The sequence below is a fragment of the Marinobacter sp. C1S70 genome, from assembly GCF_000475355.1.
GTDB lineage: Bacteria > Pseudomonadota > Gammaproteobacteria > Pseudomonadales > Oleiphilaceae > Marinobacter > Marinobacter nauticus.
Window position 1 is genome coordinate 1 of the sequence record NZ_AXBW01000009.1, and the last position, 22,342, is coordinate 22,342.

The 22,342-nt window shown below is 56.6% G+C and carries 20 protein-coding genes; 3 read left to right on the top strand and 17 right to left on the bottom strand.

The window, feature by feature from the left end:
- The 7 genes from Q669_RS19785 to putA all read right to left on the bottom strand — a co-directional run.
- Positions 1–327, bottom strand: a 327-nt coding sequence (locus Q669_RS19785) for a hypothetical protein (protein WP_052000775.1), incomplete at its 3' end; no start/stop codon positions are given.
- Entirely contained in the window at positions 320–589 is a 270-nt protein-coding gene (locus Q669_RS01235) for a helix-turn-helix domain-containing protein (RefSeq protein ID WP_022990930.1), read from the bottom strand. The genes Q669_RS19785 and Q669_RS01235, both read right to left, overlap by 8 nt.
- A 152-nt stretch (positions 590–741) precedes the next feature.
- Positions 742–957 carry a helix-turn-helix transcriptional regulator gene (locus Q669_RS20080; protein ID WP_022990931.1) on the bottom strand — a complete coding sequence of 72 codons (216 nt, stop codon included), beginning with the start codon at positions 955–957 and terminating at the stop codon, positions 742–744.
- Between the two features lie 455 nt (positions 958–1,412).
- Positions 1,413–2,831: a tyrosine-type recombinase/integrase gene (locus Q669_RS01245; RefSeq protein WP_022990932.1), complete on the bottom strand. Its 1,419-nt coding sequence runs from the start codon at positions 2,829–2,831 to the stop codon at positions 1,413–1,415.
- Between the two features lie 316 nt (positions 2,832–3,147).
- Positions 3,148–4,413, bottom strand: coding sequence for an MFS transporter (locus tag Q669_RS01250; RefSeq protein WP_022990933.1), 1,266 nt, complete (start codon positions 4,411–4,413; stop codon positions 3,148–3,150).
- A gap of 2 nt (positions 4,414–4,415) precedes the next feature.
- Entirely contained in the window at positions 4,416–5,627 is a 1,212-nt protein-coding gene (locus tag Q669_RS01255; RefSeq protein ID WP_081699702.1) for an MFS transporter, read from the bottom strand.
- Positions 5,628–5,744: 117 nt separating this feature from the next.
- Positions 5,745–9,374 (bottom strand): bifunctional proline dehydrogenase/L-glutamate gamma-semialdehyde dehydrogenase PutA, encoded by a 3,630-nt coding sequence (gene putA / locus Q669_RS01260; RefSeq protein WP_022990935.1) that lies wholly within the window; start codon positions 9,372–9,374, stop codon positions 5,745–5,747.
- A gap of 199 nt (positions 9,375–9,573) precedes the next feature.
- Here putA and Q669_RS01265 point away from each other — a divergent pair, with 199 nt between their 5' ends.
- Together Q669_RS01265 and Q669_RS01270 are read left to right on the top strand one after the other, a co-directional pair.
- On the top strand, positions 9,574–10,026 hold the full coding sequence (locus Q669_RS01265) for a winged helix-turn-helix transcriptional regulator (RefSeq protein ID WP_011785524.1): 453 nt from the start codon (positions 9,574–9,576) through the stop codon (positions 10,024–10,026).
- A 1-nt stretch (position 10,027) separates the two neighbouring features.
- Positions 10,028–11,164, top strand: coding sequence for a glycerate kinase (locus Q669_RS01270; RefSeq protein WP_022990936.1), 1,137 nt, complete (start codon positions 10,028–10,030; stop codon positions 11,162–11,164).
- On the opposite strand, the gene Q669_RS01275 is transcribed toward Q669_RS01270, so the two are convergent.
- Positions 11,153–11,794 (bottom strand): Crp/Fnr family transcriptional regulator, encoded by a 642-nt coding sequence (locus Q669_RS01275; RefSeq protein ID WP_022990937.1) that lies wholly within the window; start codon positions 11,792–11,794, stop codon positions 11,153–11,155. The genes Q669_RS01270 and Q669_RS01275 overlap by 12 nt on opposite strands.
- A gap of 112 nt (positions 11,795–11,906) precedes the next feature.
- Here Q669_RS01275 and Q669_RS01280 point away from each other — a divergent pair, with 112 nt between their 5' ends.
- Positions 11,907–12,095, top strand: coding sequence for a DUF2892 domain-containing protein (locus Q669_RS01280; protein WP_011785527.1), 189 nt, complete (start codon positions 11,907–11,909; stop codon positions 12,093–12,095).
- Positions 12,096–12,185: 90 nt separating this feature from the next.
- On the opposite strand, the gene Q669_RS01285 is transcribed toward Q669_RS01280, so the two are convergent.
- From Q669_RS01285 to Q669_RS01325, 9 genes are all read right to left on the bottom strand, one after another.
- On the bottom strand, positions 12,186–12,551 hold the full coding sequence (locus Q669_RS01285; RefSeq protein ID WP_022990938.1) for a MerR family transcriptional regulator: 366 nt from the start codon (positions 12,549–12,551) through the stop codon (positions 12,186–12,188).
- Positions 12,532–12,834 (bottom strand): integration host factor subunit alpha, encoded by a 303-nt coding sequence (ihfA, locus tag Q669_RS01290; protein ID WP_011785529.1) that lies wholly within the window; start codon positions 12,832–12,834, stop codon positions 12,532–12,534. The genes Q669_RS01285 and ihfA overlap by 20 nt, the downstream gene beginning before the upstream one ends.
- Positions 12,835–12,837: 3 nt before the next feature.
- Positions 12,838–15,210 (bottom strand): phenylalanine--tRNA ligase subunit beta, encoded by a 2,373-nt coding sequence (gene pheT, locus Q669_RS01295; RefSeq protein WP_022990939.1) that lies wholly within the window; start codon positions 15,208–15,210, stop codon positions 12,838–12,840.
- Positions 15,211–15,272: 62 nt separating this feature from the next.
- Positions 15,273–16,271 carry a phenylalanine--tRNA ligase subunit alpha gene (gene pheS / locus Q669_RS01300; protein ID WP_011785531.1) on the bottom strand — a complete coding sequence of 333 codons (999 nt, stop codon included), beginning with the start codon at positions 16,269–16,271 and terminating at the stop codon, positions 15,273–15,275.
- Between the two features lie 137 nt (positions 16,272–16,408).
- Positions 16,409–16,762: a 50S ribosomal protein L20 gene (gene rplT / locus Q669_RS01305; protein ID WP_011785532.1), complete on the bottom strand. Its 354-nt coding sequence runs from the start codon at positions 16,760–16,762 to the stop codon at positions 16,409–16,411.
- 50 nt (positions 16,763–16,812) lie between these two features.
- Positions 16,813–17,004 carry a 50S ribosomal protein L35 gene (gene rpmI / locus Q669_RS01310; protein WP_007151842.1) on the bottom strand — a complete coding sequence of 64 codons (192 nt, stop codon included), beginning with the start codon at positions 17,002–17,004 and terminating at the stop codon, positions 16,813–16,815.
- A gap of 92 nt (positions 17,005–17,096) precedes the next feature.
- Positions 17,097–17,642 carry a translation initiation factor IF-3 gene (gene infC / locus Q669_RS19185; RefSeq protein ID WP_081432078.1) on the bottom strand — a complete coding sequence of 182 codons (546 nt, stop codon included), beginning with the start codon at positions 17,640–17,642 and terminating at the stop codon, positions 17,097–17,099.
- The gene (gene thrS, locus Q669_RS01320) at positions 17,639–19,564 is read right to left on the bottom strand and encodes a threonine--tRNA ligase (protein ID WP_022990940.1); all 1,926 of its coding nucleotides are present in this window, start codon (positions 19,562–19,564) and stop codon (positions 17,639–17,641) included. The genes infC and thrS overlap by 4 nt, the downstream gene beginning before the upstream one ends.
- A gap of 151 nt (positions 19,565–19,715) precedes the next feature.
- Positions 19,716–22,316 carry a TRAP transporter permease gene (locus tag Q669_RS01325; protein WP_022990941.1) on the bottom strand — a complete coding sequence of 867 codons (2,601 nt, stop codon included), beginning with the start codon at positions 22,314–22,316 and terminating at the stop codon, positions 19,716–19,718.
- Between the last annotated feature and the right edge of the window lie 26 nt (positions 22,317–22,342).

Consider the following 22,342-nt stretch of genomic DNA (forward strand, 5'->3'; position numbering starts at 1 on the left):
TCTGCCGCGCAGACTCCTAGGCCACACCAAGCGGCGGGACAGGTTAAAGGTCGGGTAACTCCCCCTTATTCTGGGGTGAAGGTATGCCGCCAGCTTTACGCTGTCCGTGCTGCAATAACGGCACCCCCACGACTCGACCATGTGCTTAATGGGGTTGCAGGTATTACCCGCTCTAACCGTCTTTTGAGCATCAAACCAAGCGAAAGCAATTCGCGTGCTGTCGTGGCTTTCGTGGTAGAAGTAACGCGGATTCAGCGCCCCGCTGGCCAGTAGCTCGGCAATGGCCCACTCTATCCGGCTGTCAGTTGGTAAAGGGTAGTTACGCATGGGCCACCCCCTTTTCCATCAGCATCATGCAACGCGCCTTGAACTCCGGGAATTGCTGGAATAGCGCCTGCATGGCTTCAACATTCAGCCAATAATGTTTACAGCGTTGCGCCTTGCCTTCGTGGTCTGTACCCCAGTGAAAGGCCCGCTCAATAGGCCAGCCGGACAGGTACAGCTCACTGATACGGGTTCGATAATCCGTACAAGGGAACCCAGTCTGACGGTTGTAGTCGTACTGATCCCATTGGCCACCCTTCAGCATCAGAACCAATGCAGCGCGGGCGTGATGGGCCTGTTTGCCATTAGTCGGGAATGGCGGCGGGGTCTGATTTTGGTTACAATGTAACAGTTCGCTGTTTTGATTAGAGCCCTTCGCTACCTGCCCAGTAACGAGGGGTTTTTTGTTTGTAGTCATTATGCAGCTACCCCCCGCGATTCGAGCCAACTGGCCAGATCCGATTCCCACCAACCCACGCAACGCGGGGACAGTTGGATTTTGCAAGGGAACCCCGGTTGCTTTTGGTAGCGATACAGGGTGGCGCGGCTGATACCTAGCCAGAAGGCAACCTCAGAAGGTCGCAGCAGTTTATCCGTGGTGCGGTCTGTTGCCGCTGTCTGTTTTGCAGGCATTTGGAATGCTCCTGTTTCTGCCTGCCAGACTGCCAAATGGAATAACAAGATATATGCTTAGCACTATTCGTTATTTCACTTTCTCGGCTTCAACCCTTAGCATTTCGATTGTTGAGAAAGAAAAGCGTTAGGCTTAGTCTGGCGTTATGGATGGGCTGTTTTCTTTCAGTGGTTGCACACTGTTTGATTACGGCCCTTTCGTGTGCGTAAAATAAACTACGCACAGATAGTTTACCTTTGTCTCAGGTTTAACAACAAGGCTTTTTGCTACCTTTTGATCTAAGCCGCTCGCAATATTCCGCCCCTATATCGCCCCCGGCCATTCATTGCACTAACCGAAACAAAGCAACCAACTGAAATATAAGCCGTTTTCTATTCTCTGGAACCTGCAACAAATACAGCAGGCACAAAAAACCCCCAACTTGTGGGGGCTGCTTTATTCCTTTCCGTTATCGTTAGCTGGCCTGCCGCTTTGCTCCAATGCTGGCTACCTTGCCGGACTTCCACGACTCCGCCAGCGGTAGTTCCTCAAGATCCGCCAGCCGTTGCAGCTCGGCACCAAGTACCCGCCAGGCTTCCTTCATTTCTTCCCGTGGGTTGTGACGGTTATAAATCCGGGCCATGCGGTTGGGTTCAACGTGATTCAGACAACGCTCAATAATATGACCAGCAATACCCTGCTCCGCCATTATCGTGGCCCCGCTCCTGCGTAGGTCGTGGGGTGTCCATTTGCCCCGTGGTAGCTTCAGGGTGTCCGGCTTTTTGGTTCTGCCCTTGTACTGCGTTCCCTTCTCTTTCTGGCGATCTGAAATCTGTTTGGTGACGGTTTTCGGGTCAATATGGCCATTGCCACGGCTGGCGGGATATAGCCATTCAAAGCCACCTGTAAGCTCATGTAAGCGGGCAAAGTATTGCAGCGCATAATCCGACAGGTTGACCAGATGGGCCTTGCCGTTTTTGGCGTTCTCTGCCGGAATCCGCCACTCAGCCGCCACCAGATCCACTTCAGACCAACGCGCCTTCAGCAGTTCGCCAATCCGGCAGCAGGTGGCCACGCACAGATGAACAGCAATCTGACTCATTTCTGACAGACCGGACTCCGGCAACTTCTGGAATAAATCCGCCAGCTCATCGGGTACGGTTTCGTGGGTGTCTGGATCTTCGTATTCACACAGAACCCGCTCCCGCTCGGTATCACGGCCCCCAACATCATCACGGGTCAGAAGGGCCAGCGGGTTGGAGTCGATATAACTCCGGGTTACTGCAAACCCCATCATTTGCTTAGTCAAGGCCAGAACGACATTGGCGGCGCGGTTGTGGCCTTTCTCTAGCAATGGGTCTGCAACTTGGTGGAACTCAGCCACACCAAAACGGGACACTTCCAGCTCCCCGAACTTCGCCAGTATTTTGGATTCGATCCAACGGGATGCACTGGCCCCGCCATCCTTGTGGCCGTTCTTTGGGTTCTGTAGCTTCATTTTCTGCCAAGTCTTGAACAGATCCGTCATTGTCACACGGCTTAACCGCTCCTGCTCCCGCTGGGCTTCCTCTGCCTTCCTCTGCTCCGCTCTGGCCTGCTTTTCGGCTACGGGGTCACTACCCTGCCGGATAGCGGCCCGCATATCTTCCGCCAGCTTTCTGGCGGCATTGGTTCCGGTTCCATCGTCAAACGATGCAATGGTGGTTTTCCTGTCCTTCCACTGCGCCCCCATTTTAACGGTATAGCGCAACTGCCAGACTTTCTTCCCGCCTTTGGTCAGACGGAATACCAGCCCCGGCACCTTGGAATCCTTAACGTACTGATCCTTTCCGGCTGGCTTCAGCTTGGTTATCTGCTGATCGGCTGTTGTGGCGTTCTTTGGTAATTCACTCATGCCCGGCGCTCCTTTCTCACTTCCGCCCCCAGCTCTGGGGACGGATTGGGGACGGATAAAACCCTGGGGGCGGGTTGGGGGCGTAAAACCCAACCCGTAACAACTTGAGACAAAGTGAACCACAGAAAGGGGGTTAAATCTAGTATTTTCGGGGCTTTGCGAGGGGTGGCGGTTTACTTTTCGGGGGCTTTTGCGTTGTCCTGAAACAGTCTATTAGCTGCATGGGGTGCAAGGGGTCGTAGGTTCAAATCCTACCGTCCCGACCAGAATTCCCTACACAAAGCCCGGGCCGAAAGGTCCGGGCTTTGTCGTTCTATCAGGCAGCGACCGCCTGCCCACGCTTCTCCCAGGGGTATTCCCGAATCGGCAGGTGAATCAGTGCCGACAACGCCCCGACACCTACACCGATCCACCACACCAGCGTGTAGTTGTGGTAGAGGTCGTACAGGGCTCCACCCAGCCAGACACCAAGAAAGCCGCCAAGCTGGTGCGAAAAGAATACCAGGCCATAGAGCGTGCCCATGTACTTCAAGCCGTAGATGTGCGCAACCAGGCCGGAAGTCAGCGGTACCGTCGCCAACCACAACGAACCCATTGCCACCGAGAAGAGCACCACGCTTTCAGGAGTAATGGGCGCCATGATAAAGGCGGCAGAGACGATTGTCCGTAACAGGTAAATCGTCGCCAGAAGGTACTTGCGCGAGTATCGGTTACCCAACCAGCCGGCCATCAGTGTGCCACCGATATTGAACAGACCGATCAGGGCAATGGAGATGGCGCCGAGCCCGGACGCTGACGTTACCCCCAGCACGTAGATCAGGCTGTCCGGCGTAATTGGCCCACACATTTCCGTAATAAACGCCGGAAAATGCGCGGTGATGAACGCCAGTTGGTACCCGCACGAGAAAAAGCCGATAAAAATGAACAGAAACGAGGGGTCTTTCACCGCTCGCTTCAGCACCACTCCCATCGGTTCATCGGTCGAGACCGAGGGTGCCGCCTTGGGTGCCCGCATGAACAGAAGGGCAAGCATCGACACCGTAATGAAACCGGCCAGCACCATGAACACGCTTTGCCAGGGCATCTGGCTCAGCAGCGCCTGCGCGACGGGCGGGCCAATGATCTGCCCTGCAGAACCGGCTGCGGTTGCAATGCCCAGCGCCATGGAGCGATGCTTTTCCGGGGCAGAGCGCCCTACGACAGCGAGAATGACCCCGAATCCGGTTCCGGCAATCCCGAACCCAACCAGCATCTCCAGGAACTGGTGCTGGCCCGGGGTAATGGCGAATGCCGAGGCAACCAGCCCGACCACGTAACAGATACCGCCCACCAGGATAGCTTTGCGATCACCGTAGCGTTCGGCAAAGGCACCAAAGATGGGTTGCCCGATGCCCCAGAACAGGTTCTGAATGGCGATGGCCAGAGAAAACGACTCCCTTGGCCAGGCAAATTCCAGGGCAATCGGCAGTTGAAACAGACCGAACGAGGCCCGCACGGAAAAACCAACCAGAATAATGATACAACCTGCGACAAGTACAGGGTTGATCAGTCGATCATAGGTGCCGGAGGCCGTGCCAGACATGGTTACAGATTCCCGGAGCTGAACAGTCGGTGCGCCAGAATAAGCGCGAAGCCAATCAGTATACCTGAAGCAGCGAAAGCCAGGGTAAAGCCGCTCAGTTCAAGTAGCAGGCCAAAGAACAGGGGCGCCAGAAAGTGCACCGCCCGGTTTGCCATCAAACGCATACCCAATGCCCCTGCACGCCGCTCACGTTCCACAGATTCCGCCAGGATCACCATGGATAAAGGCTGGGTAAGGCCGGAACCGATACCGACCAGCATGGCCAGGGCAGCCATCAGCAGCAACTGCTCAGACGCCCCCAGAAAAGCCAAGCCAGCGGCAAGGGTACCGAGCGAGAGTAACACTGTCGGCACGCGGCCTCCGGCAAGTGCAATAATGCGCGCCATAAACGGCCGAACCAGCATGGAAACACCGGCTCGAAGACTGACCAGAACTCCGATTATCAACGGGCTGATGGCCAGGCTCTCCAGGTACACTGGCAAATAGCTTCCGTAGACCCCGAGCGCGAACATCCCCAATACCGTGACCAGAATCGACAACTGCACCCCGCGGTTACTGCCGACAAGCTGCCATTGCGCCCGGAAGCCCGCCTGCTGTCGGGTAACATGAATACGTTCCCTCGCCTGCCCGGTCAGGCGGAGTGTTACAACGCCCGAGACCAGCGCAAACAGAGCCATCACAAGGAACACGTACTCGGTATCGGAAGACTTCAGCACAACACCGGCCAACAGGGGGCCGATAAGCTGCCCGCCCGACAGCCAGGTGGCATACCAGCCAAAGTACTGCTCCAGCCTCGGCCCGGTGCCCAGGTTGGAAATGATGGTTTGGGCGGCCAGAACCATCTGGAGGTGAGCCAGCCCCACCAGCAACTGACCAGTCACGAGGCCCGCATAGCCATACCACGCATGCATCGACAACAAGCCTGCCACCATAATGCCCGCCCCGGCCAGCAGCGTGGCCCTGCCACCAAACCGGCTCACGATGCCGCCCAGGGGAATGGCCAGCACCAGCGGTAGCAGATACTGGGCGCTTAACACTGCACCCAGAACGAGCGGAGACGCGCCAAGTTGAAGACCATACACGGGCACTGCCACGATCAGCATTGAGTAGACGACAAAACACAGCGTCAGTGACAGACAGACCGCGAAGAAATTCTGCGAGGCCTCAGAGGCTCGCCCGGAAGGGTCGCGGTGGTAGGAATGGTTGCTTTGCAAGTGGATGCCCGATTCGAATGATGTAGCTAAAACGGGCTATGGTAACGCGAATGGCTCGCAACAGAAACGCGAGGAAAGGAAAAGCCGGGGGAAGCGATCCCCCGGCCCAAGCCGGCTTTATTCAGCCGACGCAATCAGGCTGGCGTTACCGCCGGCCGCTGTGGTGTCGATACACAGATGCCGCTCAATCACGTAGCGTTGATCCAGCTTGTGTTCTGTGATCACCGGCAACAGCGCGCCATCACGCTTACTCAGCGCCATGCGATACTGCTTGAGCAGCGGCTTCTCGGCTACGCTCACCACCGCTTCAAAGCCGGTCAGATGGCTCAGAGCGTCCGGATCAAGCATGCCATCGCTGGCAATAACCGGAAGTCCGGCCTTGATGGCATCGGCCAGTGCCTTCTCGGCGCCCGGTGCAATCACTACCACCTTGTTACCCTGCGACAGGGCGGTGCCGGCCTGCTCAACGGCAGACTCGGCGTCTGGACCAAGGCACAGCACCAGCCCGCGACCATGGCAGGACAGATGGTTCTGCTCGCCCGTCGGCCCCGGCATCTCCTCGTACCCTTCGTCCAGAGGCGCCGGCACCTTACCGAAGAAGGGCTCCAGCAACGCCTGACGACCTTCCGCTTCCGGTACCGCTGCTTTGGCCAGCTTGTCGATCAGCTTCTGGGCCTTGTCGGTACTGAACACCTTGTCACTGGACTGAGCAGGCTTTTCAACCACCTCACCCCGCAGGAAACGGCGCACGTATTGCGGGCCACCGGCTTTCGGCCCGGTACCAGACAGTCCCTCGCCACCGAATGGCTGGGAGCCGACGATGGCGCCGATCTGGTTACGGTTAACGTAGGTGTTGCCCACCTTGATACGACTGGCAATGTGCTCGATCCGGCGGTCAACGCGGCTATGAATACCGAAAGTCAGACCGTAGCCCTTGGCATTGACGGCATCAATCACCTTGTCGATGTCCTTGGCTTCAAACGTAGCCACGTGCAGAACCGGGCCGAAAATCTCCTCTTCCAGCTCTTCAATTCCGCTCACCTGAAGCACTGCCGGCGACACGAACAGGCCCGTCTCCGGTACGTTGAGTTTCTTGAGCAGTTTGCCTTGCTGCTCGAATTTCTGGCAATGGTCGGTAATCTTCTTGCGGGCATTTTCGTCGATCACCGGGCCCACATCGGTCGACAACTGCCACGGATCACCAATACCAAGTTCCTCCATGGCACCGTAGAGCATGTCCAGGAGATTATCGGCAATGTCCTTCTGTACATACAGCATGCGAAGTGCAGAACAGCGCTGACCGGCACTCTGGAAGGAGGATGCCAGCACGTCACGCACCACCTGCTCCGGCAACGCGGTGGAATCCACGATCATGGCGTTCAGGCCACCGGTTTCTGCCACCAGCGGTGCATCCGGCTCCATGTGTTCAGTCATGGCCTTGTTGATCCGCTGCGCCGTGGCGGTTGAACCCGTGAAACACACGCCGGTCACCCGGGCATCTGAGGTCAGTCCGGAACCCACGGTGGCGCCGGTACCAGGCAATAGCTGGATCGCAGCCCGGGGGATGCCCGCCTGATGCATCAGCTCCACGGCCCGGAAGGCCAGCAGCGAGGTTTGTTCTGCCGGCTTGGCCACCACCGCGTTACCGGCCGCCAGGTTCGCCAGAATCTGGCCAGTAAAGATCGCCAGCGGGAAGTTCCAGGGCGAGATGCAGCACATCACACCACGGGCTTCGCCGTCATTCTTGTAACGAATGCCTTCATTGGCATAGAACATGGCAAAATCCACGGCCTCACGAATCTCGGCCACGGCATCCAGCAGGGATTTGCCTGCTTCTCGGGTGGTCAACGCAAACAGCTCGTGCACATTCTCTTCGTAAAGGTCGCCGACCCTGCGAATCATGGCCGCACGCTCTTCCGCCGGTACCGAAGACCACTGTTTGAAGCCGTCCTGAGCGGCGTCCAGAGCTGACGAAATATCCACGTCTGAGGTATAGGTGATGTGACCGACCAGGTCGTCCGGGTTTGCAGGATTCCGTACCTCAACCACTTCGTCACTGACAGAATCCACGGCCAGTATCGGGCCACCTTTCCACTGATGGCTCTTGTAACGATTACGACCTTCATCAATCTCGGCCACCGTCACCGGATCCGTAATATCCCATCCTTTGGAGTTTCGACGCTGCTCACCAAAGATTTTCGACGGGTGGACAATCGCTTTGCTGGACAGGTTTTGGCCAAGGCCCACCACCACGTCAATAGGGTCTTTGGCGATTTCTTCCGGGGTGATGCTGGTATCCACAATCTGGTTAACAAAGGAACTGTTGGCACCGTTCTCCAGCAACCGGCGAACCAGGTAAGCCAGCAGGTCTTTGTGGGCGCCCACCGGCGCGTAGATCCGGCAAGGCACACCACTGTCCTCCAGAACCTGATCGTGCAGGGATTCGCCCATACCATGCAGGCGCTGGAATTCGAATTTATCCCGACTCAGATCCTTGGCCAGTTCCAGCACCGCTGACACCGAATGGGCATTGTGGGTGGCGAACTGCGGGTAGATACGGTCGGTCATACCCAGAAGCTTGCGAGCACCAGCCAGGTAAGCGACGTCGCTGCAGGCCTTGCGGGTGAATACCGGAAAGTCTGACAGGCCCATCACCTGGGCACGCTTGATCTCGGCATCCCAGTAAGCACCTTTAACCAGCCGCACCATGATGCGGCGATCCAGTTTTTCAGAAAGCGCATAGAGCCAGTCCAGGGTCTGCGAGGCACGCTTGCCGAACGCCTGGACCACAACACCAAAACCTTGCCAGTCTTTCAGTTCCGGGTCGGACAGGATGGCCTCAATCACATCCAGGGAAAGATCCAGACGATCCTGCTCTTCGGCATCAATATTGAAGCCCATGTTGGCCGCTGCTGCCTTTTTGGCGAGCTTGAGTGCCCGGGGCATGAGTTCATTCATCACCCGCTCTTTATGCCCGTACTCATAGCGTGCCAGCAGCGCCGACAGCTTCACCGAGATACCCGGATTCGTTCTTACATCGCCTTTGCAGCGCTTGCTGATGCTGTCAATGGCATCAGAGTACGCCTGGTAATAACGCTGAGCATCGGCATCGGTGCGCGCCGCTTCGCCCAGCATGTCATAGGAATAGGTATAGCCCCGCTCTTCCTGGGACTTGCCGCGGTCCTGCGCCTCTTCAATGGTACGACCCAGTACAAACTGGCGCCCCATTTCCTTCATGGCCTGGCCCGCCACGGTGCGCACAACCGGTTCGCCCAGGCGCTTGACCAGCTTACGCAAGGTATCACCCACACTCTGGCGCTCGGAATCTTTCAGCAGGTTGCTGGTCATCAGCAGCGCCAGGGTGGCCGAGTTGATCATTCCGGACTTGGCCTTGCCCACGTGAGCCCCCCAGTTGCCCGAGGTAATCTTGTCTTCGATCAGGTCCTGGATGGTGAGGTTGTCGGGAACCCGCAACAAAGCCTCCGCCAGGCACATAAGAGCCACCCCTTCTTTGGTGGTCAGCCCGTATTCGGCGAGAAACTTTTCCATGATGGTCGGGCGTGCGCTGTTGCGAACATCACGCACCAGCTCTGCCGCCCGGACCGAGATCGCCTTTCGGGTTTCATCCGACAACTGGGCCTCAGCAATCAGCCGGTGAATCACTTCATGTTCATCTGCCAGGTAGTTTGCACGGATCGCCTGGCGAATGTCGTTAAGTTCCGGTGCCACAGATTGCTGAAGACTCATGGTGTACCCTCCTGATTGTTTGAATACTGACCGCATTTTAGCGAAGCAGGTACATGCAATTAGCCTGTTCAGCATCACAATAGATTATTATTTTCCTTTTTTAGTACCCTAAAAATTATCTATAAGCCTGCACTTTCGCTAATATTGGACGTTTCGGCCTTTTAAAAAAATTCATCCACTATCTCAAAGGATAGCAGTCATGGCAGATCTCGACAGAATCGATCTTTCCATCATCCGGGAACTGCAGAAGAACGGCCGTATTACCGTGACAGACCTTGCTTCCCGGGTCGGTTTATCAAAGACTCCCTGTCAGGTACGAATGAAACGGCTGGAAGATCAGGGATACATTACCGGCTACAGCGCCATGGTGAATCAGACCAAGCTGGGGCTCTCTCATGTTGCGTTCGCCCAGGTCACCCTGAATGACACTAGCAGCAAGGCACTGGCGGCGTTCAATGAGGCCGTCCGGCAAATCTCCGCGGTGGAGCAGTGTCATATGATGGCGGCGAATTTCGACTATCTTCTGAAAATACGTACCCGCAACATGGCTGAATACCGCCAGGTTCTGGGAGAACAGATCTCCAGCCTGCCCCACGTACTCCAGACCAGCACTTTTGTCGTGATGGAAAACGTTAAAGACCGAGGACAGTAAGATGCGGATCGTTGTTGCCCCCGACTCTTTCAAGGAATGTCTCTCAGCGCAGCAAGTTGCCTCTGCCATCGCCCGTGGTTGGCGCAACGCTGCCCCGGAGGATGAGATTGTAGAAATCCCCCTCGCCGATGGGGGTGAAGGAACCACAGTGGCCCTGACAGAGGCTCTGGGCGGGCAACTGCATACGGTGGCCGTCACGGGCCCGCTGGGTGAGCATCTAGAGGCCCGCTTTGGCCTGGCCAATAACAACGAAACCGCCGTGATCGAGGTAGCTGAAGCCAGTGGCTTGCATTGTGTACCCGCCGGGGCCCGTGATGCGCTCCGGGCAACCAGCCGTGGTACTGGAGACTTGATTCTGGCAGCCCTGAAACACCGGCCGAAAACATTGATCATGGGCCTGGGAGGAAGCGCCACAACGGATGGCGGCGCTGGTATGTTACAGGCTCTGGGGGCGCGCCTGCTGGATAACCAGGGCGAGGAAATCGGGCCCGGCGGTGCGGGCCTGGCACGACTGGCCACGGCAGACCTTGAACCTGCCATTCGCAGACTCAACGGCATCCAGTTGATTGTGGCCTGTGATGTCACCAATCCGTTGCTGGGCCCGGAGGGAGCGGCAGCGGTTTTCGGGCCACAGAAAGGCGCCAATGAAGACGACGTTCGTCAGCTGGACGCCAGTCTTGCGCATTTTTCCCGTCTGGTTAAGGCGCAGGGGCTGGACATTGCCAGCTTTCCCGGCAGTGGCGCGGCCGGGGGTATCGGTGGCACGGTCAAGGGTATTCTGGGCGCCCGACTCCAACCGGGAATAGAGCTGGTGATGGAGGCCGTCAAACTGGAGCAGCATATCCGCAACGCGGATCTGGTGATCACCGCGGAAGGTGCCATCGATGCTCAAAGCGCCTTTGGAAAAACGCCGGCCGGGGTGTCCAGACTGGCACATGCCTGCGGTGTACCAGTGATTGGCCTGTGTGGAAAATTAGGGGCTGAACTGGCTCCGCTCCATAGCGTTGGGTTAACAGCGGCTTTCTCGATCACCCCCGCGCCCATCACCCTGACGGAAGCCTATGGCCGGGCAGAAGCGAACCTCGAGAAGTCTTCAGAACAGCTGGCGCGCCTGTCGCACAGTTTATCACGCCGGTGAAGCGGTTTTCCGTAATCCGGTGAGTTCTACCCGGCCGCGGGCCAACCGAACCTGGCCCCGGCGTTCGAGTTCTTTCAGCAGTCGGCTGACCACTTCCCTGGCCGTTCCCAGCTCCACGGCCAGCTCCTGATGGGTAATATTCAGTACACTCTGACCATCAGCCGCACGTGCCTGAAGCCACTCCGCCAGACGCTCATCCATACGGTGAAACGCTACTTCTTCAACCAACAACATCAGATCGTCAAGTCGACGGCCATAGGACTCCATAATCCCCAGCCGGAACTCTGCCGACTGATCCATCAGCCGATCGAACAATCCGCGCGGGATAATGGCGGCTTCTGCCTCATCTTCAACGATGGCTTCAGCCCGGTAGCCACGCCCCGTCATCAGACAGCCAATGGACAACGTGCAGATATCGTCAGCGCCCATACGGTAGAGCACGATGCTGTGGCCAGATGCTCCGGTCATCTGCACCTTGATACTGCCATCCAGCACCAGGGGAAGCCCCCGGCAATGTTCTCCGGCACTGAACAGCACCTGCCCGGGAGGGAAACGCATGGCCTGGAGACCCTCCAGGGCATCTTTGCGCAGGGAGTCGTGTAGTGTGTCGAGAATACTGTGCCTGGCCATTCCGCATTGCCTTGTATCGAAAGTCGTCTGCCTGTGTGACTTTATCACTGAACCCGACCAATAACAGGCCTATAGTCAAACCATCATCCGACATCACACAGGAGAGACCAAGATGACGGTAAACATGGGTTCCGCTGATCGTATTATTCGTGCCATCGTGGGTGTTGTCCTGCTGGCCCTGGTCTTTGTTGGCCCTCAGACACCCTGGGGCTGGATTGGCATTGTACCGCTGGCCACAGCACTGGTGGGTAACTGCCCTGCCTATTCCCTGCTCGGCATCAAGACCTGCAAAACAAAATAGGCCTGCAAGCTCCAGAAACACAAAGGCCAGAGCAGCTCGCGCCACTCTGGCCTTTTGTCGTTCTTCAATGCAGACAGGCTTACGGCTGCCTCAACGCACCGGCGTGTTCAGCACATCCAGCACTTCCTCAAGCTCGGTGATCATCTGACGGATCAACTGCTTGTACTGTGAGGTATCATCCTTCACTTCGCTGCTGTTGAGCTTCTGTTTGGCACCACCAATGGTGTAGCCCTGATCGTACAGCAGGCTGCGGATCTGGCGGATGGTGATCACATCCGCGCGTTGATAGTAACGGCGATTGCCCCGGCGCTTGACCGGCGACAGCTGCGGGAATTCCTGCTCCCAATAGCGCAACACATGCGCCTTGACCGCACATAGCTCGGCTACTTCACCAATGGTGAAATAACGCTTCCCCGGAATAACCGGGAGCTCATTGTTATGACTGGGTTCCAGCATACGCTTCTACTTTCTGCTTCAGTTTCTGACCTGGTCGAAACGTAACTACGCGCCGTGCACTGATGGGAATTTCCTCACCCGTTTTCGGGTTCCGTCCCGGTCGCTGCTTCTTGTCCCTGAGATCGAAGTTGCCGAAACCCGACAACTTCACCTGCTCGTTGTGGCTGAGTGCGCCTCTGATTTCGTCGAAGAAAGCTTCCACCATTTCCTTGGCTTCCCGCTTGTTAAGCCCCAACTCCTCGTACAAGCGCTCCGCCATGTCCGCTTTCGTCAAAGCCGCCATCTGTCAACTCCTCAGTGTTGCCCCCAACTCTTCTTTAAGGGCATCGATAACCCCGTTGAAGAGCGAATGCACTTCGTCCTCGTTAAGCGTGCGTTCAGGATGCTGCCAGAACAGGCTCAGAGCCAGGCTTCGGTTACCCTCACCCAGGCTTTCACCTTCATAGACATCAAACACACGCAACGCCGTGAGGTGCTCGCCAGCATGTTTACGGGCCACATGTTCTACCTGGGCGAACGCCACATCGCTCCCGATAATGATAGCCAAATCCCGGCGAACTTCCGGGAATTTTGAAATATCTTTGAAATTAGGCACATAACCGGCAACGATCGAATTCAAGAATAGCTCAAACATCAGGATCGTGCCATTAAGTTCAAGATTTTTCTGAACTTGTGGATGCAGTGCACCCAGCCAGCCCACATGCTCGCCATCCCTCAACAGTTCCGCCGTCTGGCCCGGATGCAGCGCAGGGTGCTGGCTGGCAATAAAATCAACCTCGATGCCAAGCAGTCGGAACAGGCTTTCCAATTCCCCTTTTACATCAAAGAAATCCGTGGTTCTGCGACCGTTTACCCAGTTTTCAGGATTCTGGTTACCAACCACCACCCCTGCCAGCATCGGCTGCTGACTGATGCCATCGGCATCCTGAACGAATCGCAAACCGGTCTCAAACAGGCGAATACGGGGCTGCTGCCGGTTCTGGTTGTAGCCCACGGTTTTAAGCAGGCCGCTCCACAGCGTCGTGCGCATCACCGAAAGATCCGACGAGATGGGATTGGCCAACGCAATCCCCTCACGTTCCGGATCCACGAGCTGTTGAACCCTGGGATCAACAAAGCTGTAGGTCACCGCTTCCTGGTAGCCCTGGGCGACGAAAAAGTTACGCACAGCAGACAGCGGCCGAACCGCTTCTTCCCGGGCCCGCAGCCCAAGCGAGCCGGTTGGCTCGGTGACCGGCAGATTGTTATAACCAAAAATGCGACCGACCTCTTCGATCAGGTCTTCTTCGATGGAAATATCCGGCCGGAAGCTGGGCACACTGATACGCCAGCCGTCTTTCAACAGCTTGTCGATGTGCAGGCCAAGCCGGCTGAGAATCTCTTCAACGGTAGTGCGGTCAATTCTAAGCCCCAACACATCCGCCAGGCGCTGCTCACGCAGATCAATCACCCGCGCCTTTGGCAGGTGTTCCTTGCTGGCCACTTCGACAATTTCGCCGGGCTCACCCCCGACAATAGCCATCAGCAGACCGGTTGCCCGCTCCATGGCATCCCGTGCCAGCTCATAATCCACGCCCCGCTCAAAACGGTGGGAGGCATCTGTATGCAAGCCATATTGACGAGCCTTGCCGGCCAGCGTGATCGGGTCAAAATAGGCGGATTCAAGCACCAGATCCCGGGTTTTCTCACTCACCCCGGAATGCTCGCCCCCCATCACACCGGCAATGGCCACTGGCTTCTCGTGGTCGGCAATCACCAGCGTTTCCGGAGTAAGCTCGACCTCCTGACCGTCCAGCAATACCAGCTTTTCGCCCGAGCCAGCCATACGCACAACAATCCCACCTTTGATCTCATCCCGGTCAAAGGCATGCATGGGCTGGCCCAGTTCCAGCATGACGTAGTTGGTGACATCCACCGCCGCATCAATGGAACGGATACCGGAACGACGCAGCTTCTCCTGCATCCAGAGCGGCGTTTCTGCCTGCAGATTGACGTTTCGCAGAACACGCCCCAGATAACGGGGGCAACCCTCAGGGGCTTCCACCCGGATATCAGGCACTTCCGAGTGCACCGCTTCCACGTGCGGAATGGAAGGCGCATTGGTGACCAGGCGGTTCAACACGCCCACTTCCCGGGCCAGGCCCTTGATGGACAGACAGTCGCTGCGATTCGGGGTCAGATCCACATCAATGGTGATGTCATTCAGCTTCAGATAGTCAACCACCGGCTGCCCAACCGGGGCATCCTCCGGGAGCTCCATCAGGCCGTCATGGTTATCTGACAAGCCCAGCTCGGATTCCGAACACAGCATACCCTCGGAGGGCTGACCCCGGAGCTTGGCTTTCTTGATCTTGAAATTGCCGGGCAGCACAGCGCCCACCTCGGCAAAAGGCACCTTCAGCCCGTCGCGAACATTGGGGGCACCACAGACCACCTGCACGGTCTGCTCGCCATTGCTCACCTGACATACCCGCAGCTTGTCGGCATCCGGATGGGGCGCAACGGAAATAACCTCACCCACAACCACGCCGGAAAATTCGCCAGCCACGGTCTCAAAGCCGTCGACTTCCAGCCCCGCCATGGTGATCTGGTCCATCAACTCCTGAGAGCCAATGTTCGGGTTTACCCACTCGCGCAGCCACTGTTCACTGAATTTCATTATCCTGGTCCTGTCCTGATTCGGTTGATTCTGAGCCTGTTACGCCAATTCCTGGTGTCGTATCAACGGAACTGACGAAGGAAACGCAGGTCGTTTTCGAAGAACATACGCAGGTCTTTTACTCCATAACGAAGCATGGCCAGGCGCTCGACACCCAGACCAAAAGCAAACCCGCGATATTCCTCGGAATCAATACCGCAATATTCGAACACTTTCGGATGCACCATGCCGCAGCCCATCACTTCCAGCCACTTGATGCTGCCATCCGGCTCACGTCCCCATTCAATATCCACTTCCGCCGATGGTTCGGTGAACGGGAAGTAGGAGGGACGGAAGCGAACTTTCAGATCCCGCTCAAAGAAAACCCTGAGGAATTCCTCCACCGTGCTTTTCAGGTCCGCGAAGCTGACATTCTTCTCCACCAGCAGACCTTCCACCTGATGGAACATAGGGGTGTGAGTCATATCGGAATCACAGCGATAGACCCGTCCGGGGCAGATCATGCGGAACGGTGGCTTGCCTGCCTCCATGGTCCGGATCTGTACCGGCGAGGTGTGGGTACGAAGCAAGGTACCCGGATTGAAATAGAAAGTATCGTGCATGGCACGAGCCGGGTGGTGCCCGGGAATATTCAGAGCTTCGAAGTTGTGGTAATCGTCTTCGATTTCAGGCCCCTGCTCTACGCTATAACCGGCACGGGCAAAGATTTCCTCAATGCGCTGCAGGGTGCGGGTTACCGGATGCAAACCACCCAGGTCCTGCCCCCTTCCCGGCAGTGTTACGTCAATGGATTCCGCCGCAAGCCTGGCTTCAATGGCCGCTTTCTCAAGATCTGCCCGCCGTGCGTTGATGGCTTGCTCCACCTGCCCCTTGGCTTCATTGATCTTCTGGCCGGCCGCAGGGCGCTCCTCCGCAGAGAGCTTGCCCAGAGTTTTTGCCTGCTGGGTAATCACACCCTTTTTGCCGAGGTATTCCACACGAATTTGATCAAGCGCCTGCAGGTTGTCGGCCTTTTCTACGGCATTCAACCCGTCCTGAACCAGTTGCTCCAGGTTTTCCATTGACCCTGCTCCAAACCAGAAATGGGGTAGGTTAAAACAAAAATAGGGGAAGAGCGTGCCCTTCCCCTATCAGAAGGCGCCGTCATGAAACATGGGGCGCCCGGATCGATCAGCAATCGATGAAAGAGCTTAAGCGATCACAGGGACGCTTTGGCCTTCTCAACAACAGCGGCAAACGCCTGCTGTTCGTTCATGGCCAGATCAGCCAGAACCTTACGATCGATTTCAACATTCGCCTTCTTCAGACCAGCGATCAGACGGCTGTAAGACAGACCGTTTGCACGGGCGCCAGCGTTGATACGGGCAATCCACAGAGCGCGGAATGCACGCTTACGGTTGCGACGGTCACGGTAGGCATACTGACCGGCCTTGATAACCGCTTGCTTGGCAACGCGGTAAACACGGCTACGGGCACCGTAGTAACCTTTGGCCTGATTGAGAATCTTCTTGTGACGACGACGTGCTACCACGCCACGCTTTACACGAGCCATACTTTAATCCTTCTACCTTTACTTTCTAAGGAATGATTCGCGCGGCTGAATCAGCACGCGGTCATGCGCTTGATAGACGCTACGTCCGACTTGGCGATGAGCTTGGTACCGCGCAGCTGACGCTTACGCTTCGGGCTCTTCTTGGTCAGGATGTGGCTGGTGAAGGACTGCTTGTGCTTGAAGCCAGTGGCGGTCTTCTTGAACCGCTTGGTAGCTCCGCTCTTGGTTTTCATCTTCGGCATTTTTAAAACTCCGCATTCTATTTTGGATAAACAATTGTGCCCCTGAACGACAAATCCCCCGCTAATGCGGGGGACCCGTCACGGGATCAGGTTCACTTCTTCTTGCGGGGTGCGATAACCATGGTCATCTGCCGGCCTTCCATTTTCGGCCGCATCTCAACCTGGGCTATTTCTGCCACATCTTCCTCAATCCGCTGCATGAGCTTCATACCAATTTCCTGGTGAGCCATCTCACGTCCACGGAACCGGATTGTGATCTTGCCGCGGTCCCCGTTCTCAAGGAAACGTACCAGGTTGCGTAGTTTGACCTGATAATCCCCTTCTTCCGTTCCTGGTCGGAACTTCAGCTCTTTGACCTGCGTCTGCTTCTGCTTTTTCTTGGCAGCCGCCTTGGCCTTTTTCTCTTCAAAGATCTTCTTGCCGTAGTCCATTATCTTACAGACGATCGGATCGGAATCCGTAACCTGCACCAGATCCAGGGTCGCCTCTTCCGCCATACGCAGGGCGTCTTCGATCGGAACAATCCCGACCTGATTGCCTTCGGCATCAATCAGTCGGACTTCAGTTGCGTCAATGTTCTCATTGATAGGCGCCTTGGGTGCGCGCCCACCCCGATTCGCTCGCTGTTTAATAATCAGATCTCCGTTTTGGTTCTACCTTTGCGCTCGACGTCCGCTGCAAGCAGCTTTTCAAAATCGTCGACCGACATGGTTCCCAGGTCTTCGCCCTTACGTGTCCGGACGGCAACGGCGTTGTTCTCGATTTCTTTATCGCCAACAACAACCAGATAGGGAACCTTATTTAGAGTATGCTCGCGGATTTTAAAGCCGATCTTCTCGTTTCTCAAGTCAGCATTAACCCGATAGCCTAAAGAATCCAGTTTTTTGGCCAGATTCTGACAGTAATCACGCTGTTTATCGGTAATATTCAGGACAGCAACCTGTGTCGGTGCCAGCCAGGTCGGGAAAGCACCCTCGTACTCCTCGATCAGGATACCGATGAAGCGCTCAAAGGAACCCAGTACAGCCCGATGCAGCATAACCGGCGTTTTGCGCTCGGAATTGTCGGCCACATACTGCGCCCCCAGACGACCCGGCATCGAGAAGTCGACCTGGATGGTACCACACTGCCATACCCGACCGAGGCAATCTTTCAGAGAAAATTCGATCTTCGGGCCGTAGAAGGCACCTTCGCCCGGCAACAGCTCCCAGTCAACCCCTTCACGGTTCAGCGCCTGCTCGAGCGCTGCCTCGGCTTTGTCCCAGACTTCGTCCGACCCTACCCGCTTTTCAGGGCGGGTGGACAGCTTGTAAAGAATTTCACTGAAGCCGAAGTCTGCATATATCTCGTGCAACATGGCAATAAATGCAGACACTTCTTCCTGGATAGCATCTTCCTCACAGAAGATATGGGCATCATCCTGGGTAAAACCACGCACCCGCATCAGGCCATGCAACGCGCCAGAAGCTTCATTCCGGTGACAGGAGCCAAACTCGGCCAGGCGCAGCGGCAGATCCTTGTAGCTCTTCAGCCCCTGATTAAACACCTGCACGTGACACGGACAGTTCATGGGCTTGATGGCGTAATCGTGCTTCTCGGACTCAGTGGTAAACATGTCATCCTTGAACTTGTCCCAGTGGCCGGACTTCTCCCACAGGGTCCGCGACACCACCTGAGGCGTCTTGATCTCCTTGTAGCCATGCTTGTGCTGCTGGGCACGCATGTACTGTTCCACCTCCTGATAGAGGGACCAGCCATCCGGATGCCAGAACACCATACCCGGGGCTTCTTCCTGCATGTGGAACAGGCCCAGCTTCTTGCCAATCTTGCGATGATCCCGTTTTTCGGCTTCTTCCAGGCGGTGCAGGTAGGCCTTGAGGTCTTTCTTGTTACCCCAGGCCGTACCGTAGATACGCTGCAACTGCTCATTGCTGGTATCGCCACGCCAATAGGCCCCGGCCACCTTGGTCAGCTTGAAGGCCTTGAGCTTACCGGTGCTGGGCACGTGAGGACCACGGCAAAGATCGATGAAGTCGCCCTGACGATAGAACGACAGGTCTTCCTCTCCCGGAATGTCTTCGATGATGCGAACCTTGTACTCCTCGCCCATCTCGTTAAACAGCTTGATCGCTTCGTCCCGGGACATAATGGAGCGGGATACCGGAAGATCCTGTTTCGCGAGTTCTTCCATACGCTTTTCAATGCGCGCCATGTCTTCATTGGTAAACGGGCGCTCATATTTGAAGTCGTAGTAGAAGCCGTTCTCGATTACCGGACCGATGGTGACCTGGGCGCCAGGGAACAGCTCCTGAACCGCCATGGCCATCAGGTGGGCAGTGGAGTGGCGAATAATATCCACGCCGTCTTCATCACGCTCCGTCACAATCGCCAGCTCTGTATCGTTTTCAATCAGGTGGCTGGTATCCACAAGCTTTCCGTTAACCTTTCCGGCCAGGGCCGCTTTGGCCAGGCCCGCGCCAATGTCTGCGGCAACGTCGTGTACGGTTACGGGTTCAGCAAAACTGCGATGACTGCCATCTGGCAGGGTAATGACGGGCATGTTTATCTCCTCGTGGTTTCTCAGCGGTGATCTATACCAAAGATCACTTGGTTGCCGGGCTGCGCGACACAAACCGCGAGCCGGATTTGAGGGCGAGTCTAACAGAAAAAAACCCGGCAGCAACGCCGGGTTTTTACGGAGCCGAAGCCAATCAGGCCGGCTGGGGTTGGGCCTCCTCCCGTGCCTTGCGCCTGAGCTGACCGAAAGCGACCAGACCCAACAGCAACAGTGCCGGGATAAACATCAACTCTTTCGGTGGCCGCTCCAGCTCAATCTGGACTGCATCAATGGTCCAGCCAAACTGGATACCGGCATCTTCCGCAGCACTGCCAAAGTTGACGAAATCCACCACCAGATCACCGCCCTGCTCTGACACTTCCAGGCCTGCACCCGCCAGGCGCTCCTGCGCGGTTTCACCTCCAGGGATCTCAAGCTCGACGTAGGTGGTGACATCACTGCCATCCAGCGCCATGCCTGATACCTTCAGCACCACCTCACCATCAGCAGGCACATCCGCCACGTATTCCATAACGGCGGTCCCCGGCCGCTCTTCGTTCGGCGGATAGATCATGTCCCACCAGAAACCGGGCCGGAACATGGTGAAGGTAATCAGCAACAACAACAGGGTTTCCCACTTCCGGCTCCGGGTGAACCAGAAGCCCTGGGTTGCCGCCGAGAACACCAGCATCGCCGTGACGGCGCTGAACACCGTAACCAGCAGATCAAACCAGCCAGTCAGACCAATCAACAACAGCTGCGTGTTGAAGATGAACATGAACGGCAGAATGGCGGTTCGAATATCGTAGGTAAAACCCTGGACACCCGTTCGGATCGGGTCTGCCCCTGAGATTGCGGCCGCCGCGTAGGCGGCCAGCCCCACGGGCGGCGTATCATCCGCCAGTATCCCGAAATAGAACACGAACAGGTGCACCGCAATCAGCGGAACAATCAGGCCATTCTGGGCCCCCAGGGTTACGATAACCGGAGCCATCAAGGTGGAAACCACAATGTAGTTGGCGGTTGTCGGCAACCCCATTCCCAGAATCAGACTGATCACAGCGGTGAAGATGAGCATCAGCAGCAGATTTCCGCCAGACAGGAATTCCACGAATTGGGTCATCACCAGGCCGATACCGGTCAGCGTCACCGTACCAACTACGATGCCGGCCGTCGCTGTCGCAACGCCGATACCCACCATGTTCCTGGCGCCGGTCGCCAGCGAATGGAACAAGTCACTGATGCCGCCAATGAATTCAGACATCAATCCGCCATGCTTGCGGAAAAATGCCTTCAGCGGCCGCTGGGTAATAACGATAAAGATCATGAACAAGGTTGCCCAGAAGGCAGACAGCTGGGGCGAAAAGCGTTCAACCGTCAGACACCAGACCAGCACCACCACCGGCAGCAGATAGTAGAGCCCGGTTTTAACCGTGGGCCCCACCTCCGGCAACTCGGTCATCTCTTTGTTGGGATCGTCTTCCTCCAGCTCCGGGAATCGGGTGGCGTATCCAACCAGTCCCGCATAGATCAGAACCAGAATTGGCCCGAGCACCCAGGGCGCAGCCTCACCCAGCACCCCTTTGGTCCAGCCAACCCCGTAATAAACCGCGAAGGTCAGTACGATCAGGCCAATCAGAATGACCACCCAGTTCAGCATGCGCTGGGCCAGGGTTGGACGATTCAGCCGCTCTACCCCTTCCATCTTAAGCTTGCAGGCTTCCAGATGAACGATGTAAATCAGGGCAACATAGGAAATCAGTGCCGGCAGAATGGCGTGCTTGATCACCTCGAGATAGGAAATCCCCACGTACTCGACCATCAGGAAGGCCGCGGCCCCCATGATTGGCGGGGTAAGCTGGCCGTTGGTGGACGCAGCCACTTCAACCGCACCGGCTTTGGTAGCCGGGAAACCGACCCGTTTCATCAGGGGAATGGTGAAGGTACCGGTGGTCACCACATTGGCGATAGAGGAGCCGGAAATCACGCCACTCAGGCCACTGGAAACCACCGCCGCCTTGGCCGGGCCTCCGCGCATATGCCCCAGCATGGCGTAAGCCACCTTGATAAAGTAGTTGCCGGCTCCCGCCCGCTCAAGCAAGGCACCGAACAACACAAACAGGAAAACAAAGCTGGTAGATACCCCAAGAGCAACCCCGAATACCCCCTCGGTTCCGAGCCATTGGTGGGAAGCCAGCTTGTTCAGGCTCACGCCTTTATGAGAAATCACATCCGGCATGTAAGGGCCGGCCAGTGAATAGGCAATAAAAACCGCCGCAACAACAGTCAGCGGGAGCCCAAGGGCCCTCCGGGTAGCTTCCAGCAGCAATACCAGGCCACCCAACGCCACCCAGAGATCCATGGTGGTTGGTGCCCCCGGCCTCTGCGAAAGAGCATCATAAAAAACATAAAGATAGGAAGCCGCAAATGCAGCAGCCAAAGCCAACACCCAGTCATATATGGGCACCTTGTTGGCATGCACCCCCTTGATCATCGGGAATGCCGAGAATGCTAGAAACACCGCAAACGCCAGATGGATTGAGCGCGCTTCGGTGGAATTGAATATTCCGAAATTCAGAATGAACGGCAGGGGTGATGCAATCCAGAGCTGGAACAACGACCAGCACACCGGAATGATGAACAGGATAACCGCTGCAGGCCCGGTCAGCGCCCGGCCTCCGGTTTCGGTCTGCAATACCTGTTCTACCTTGCTGGCATCCACACCCGCCCCGGTACCGGGGTCATTCTTTGCCATAGAATGTTCCTGTGATGGGAAATAAC

Coding starts and splice junctions, on each gene's coding strand:
- Q669_RS01265 (WP_011785524.1), top strand. CDS start 9,574: ATGGCAGATCTCGACAGAATCGATCTTTCCATCATCCGGGAACTGCAG.
- Q669_RS01280 (WP_011785527.1), top strand. CDS start 11,907: ATGACGGTAAACATGGGTTCCGCTGATCGTATTATTCGTGCCATCGTG.
- thrS (WP_022990940.1), bottom strand. CDS start 19,564: ATGCCCGTCATTACCCTGCCAGATGGCAGTCATCGCAGTTTTGCTGAA.
- Q669_RS01325 (WP_022990941.1), bottom strand. CDS start 22,316: ATGGCAAAGAATGACCCCGGTACCGGGGCGGGTGTGGATGCCAGCAAG.
- Q669_RS01270 (WP_022990936.1), top strand. CDS start 10,028: ATGCGGATCGTTGTTGCCCCCGACTCTTTCAAGGAATGTCTCTCAGCG.
- putA (WP_022990935.1), bottom strand. CDS start 9,374: ATGAGTCTTCAGCAATCTGTGGCACCGGAACTTAACGACATTCGCCAG.
- pheT (WP_022990939.1), bottom strand. CDS start 15,210: ATGAAATTCAGTGAACAGTGGCTGCGCGAGTGGGTAAACCCGAACATT.
- Q669_RS01285 (WP_022990938.1), bottom strand. CDS start 12,551: ATGCTGGAACCCAGTCATAACAATGAGCTCCCGGTTATTCCGGGGAAG.
- Q669_RS01275 (WP_022990937.1), bottom strand. CDS start 11,794: ATGGCCAGGCACAGTATTCTCGACACACTACACGACTCCCTGCGCAAA.
- Q669_RS01250 (WP_022990933.1), bottom strand. CDS start 4,413: ATGTCTGGCACGGCCTCCGGCACCTATGATCGACTGATCAACCCTGTA.
- Q669_RS20080 (WP_022990931.1), bottom strand. CDS start 957: ATGCCTGCAAAACAGACAGCGGCAACAGACCGCACCACGGATAAACTG.
- Q669_RS01245 (WP_022990932.1), bottom strand. CDS start 2,831: ATGAGTGAATTACCAAAGAACGCCACAACAGCCGATCAGCAGATAACC.
- Q669_RS01235 (WP_022990930.1), bottom strand. CDS start 589: ATGCTGAAGGGTGGCCAATGGGATCAGTACGACTACAACCGTCAGACT.
- rplT (WP_011785532.1), bottom strand. CDS start 16,762: ATGGCTCGTGTAAAGCGTGGCGTGGTAGCACGTCGTCGTCACAAGAAG.
- pheS (WP_011785531.1), bottom strand. CDS start 16,271: ATGGAAAACCTGGAGCAACTGGTTCAGGACGGGTTGAATGCCGTAGAA.
- rpmI (WP_007151842.1), bottom strand. CDS start 17,004: ATGCCGAAGATGAAAACCAAGAGCGGAGCTACCAAGCGGTTCAAGAAG.
- ihfA (WP_011785529.1), bottom strand. CDS start 12,834: ATGGCGGCTTTGACGAAAGCGGACATGGCGGAGCGCTTGTACGAGGAG.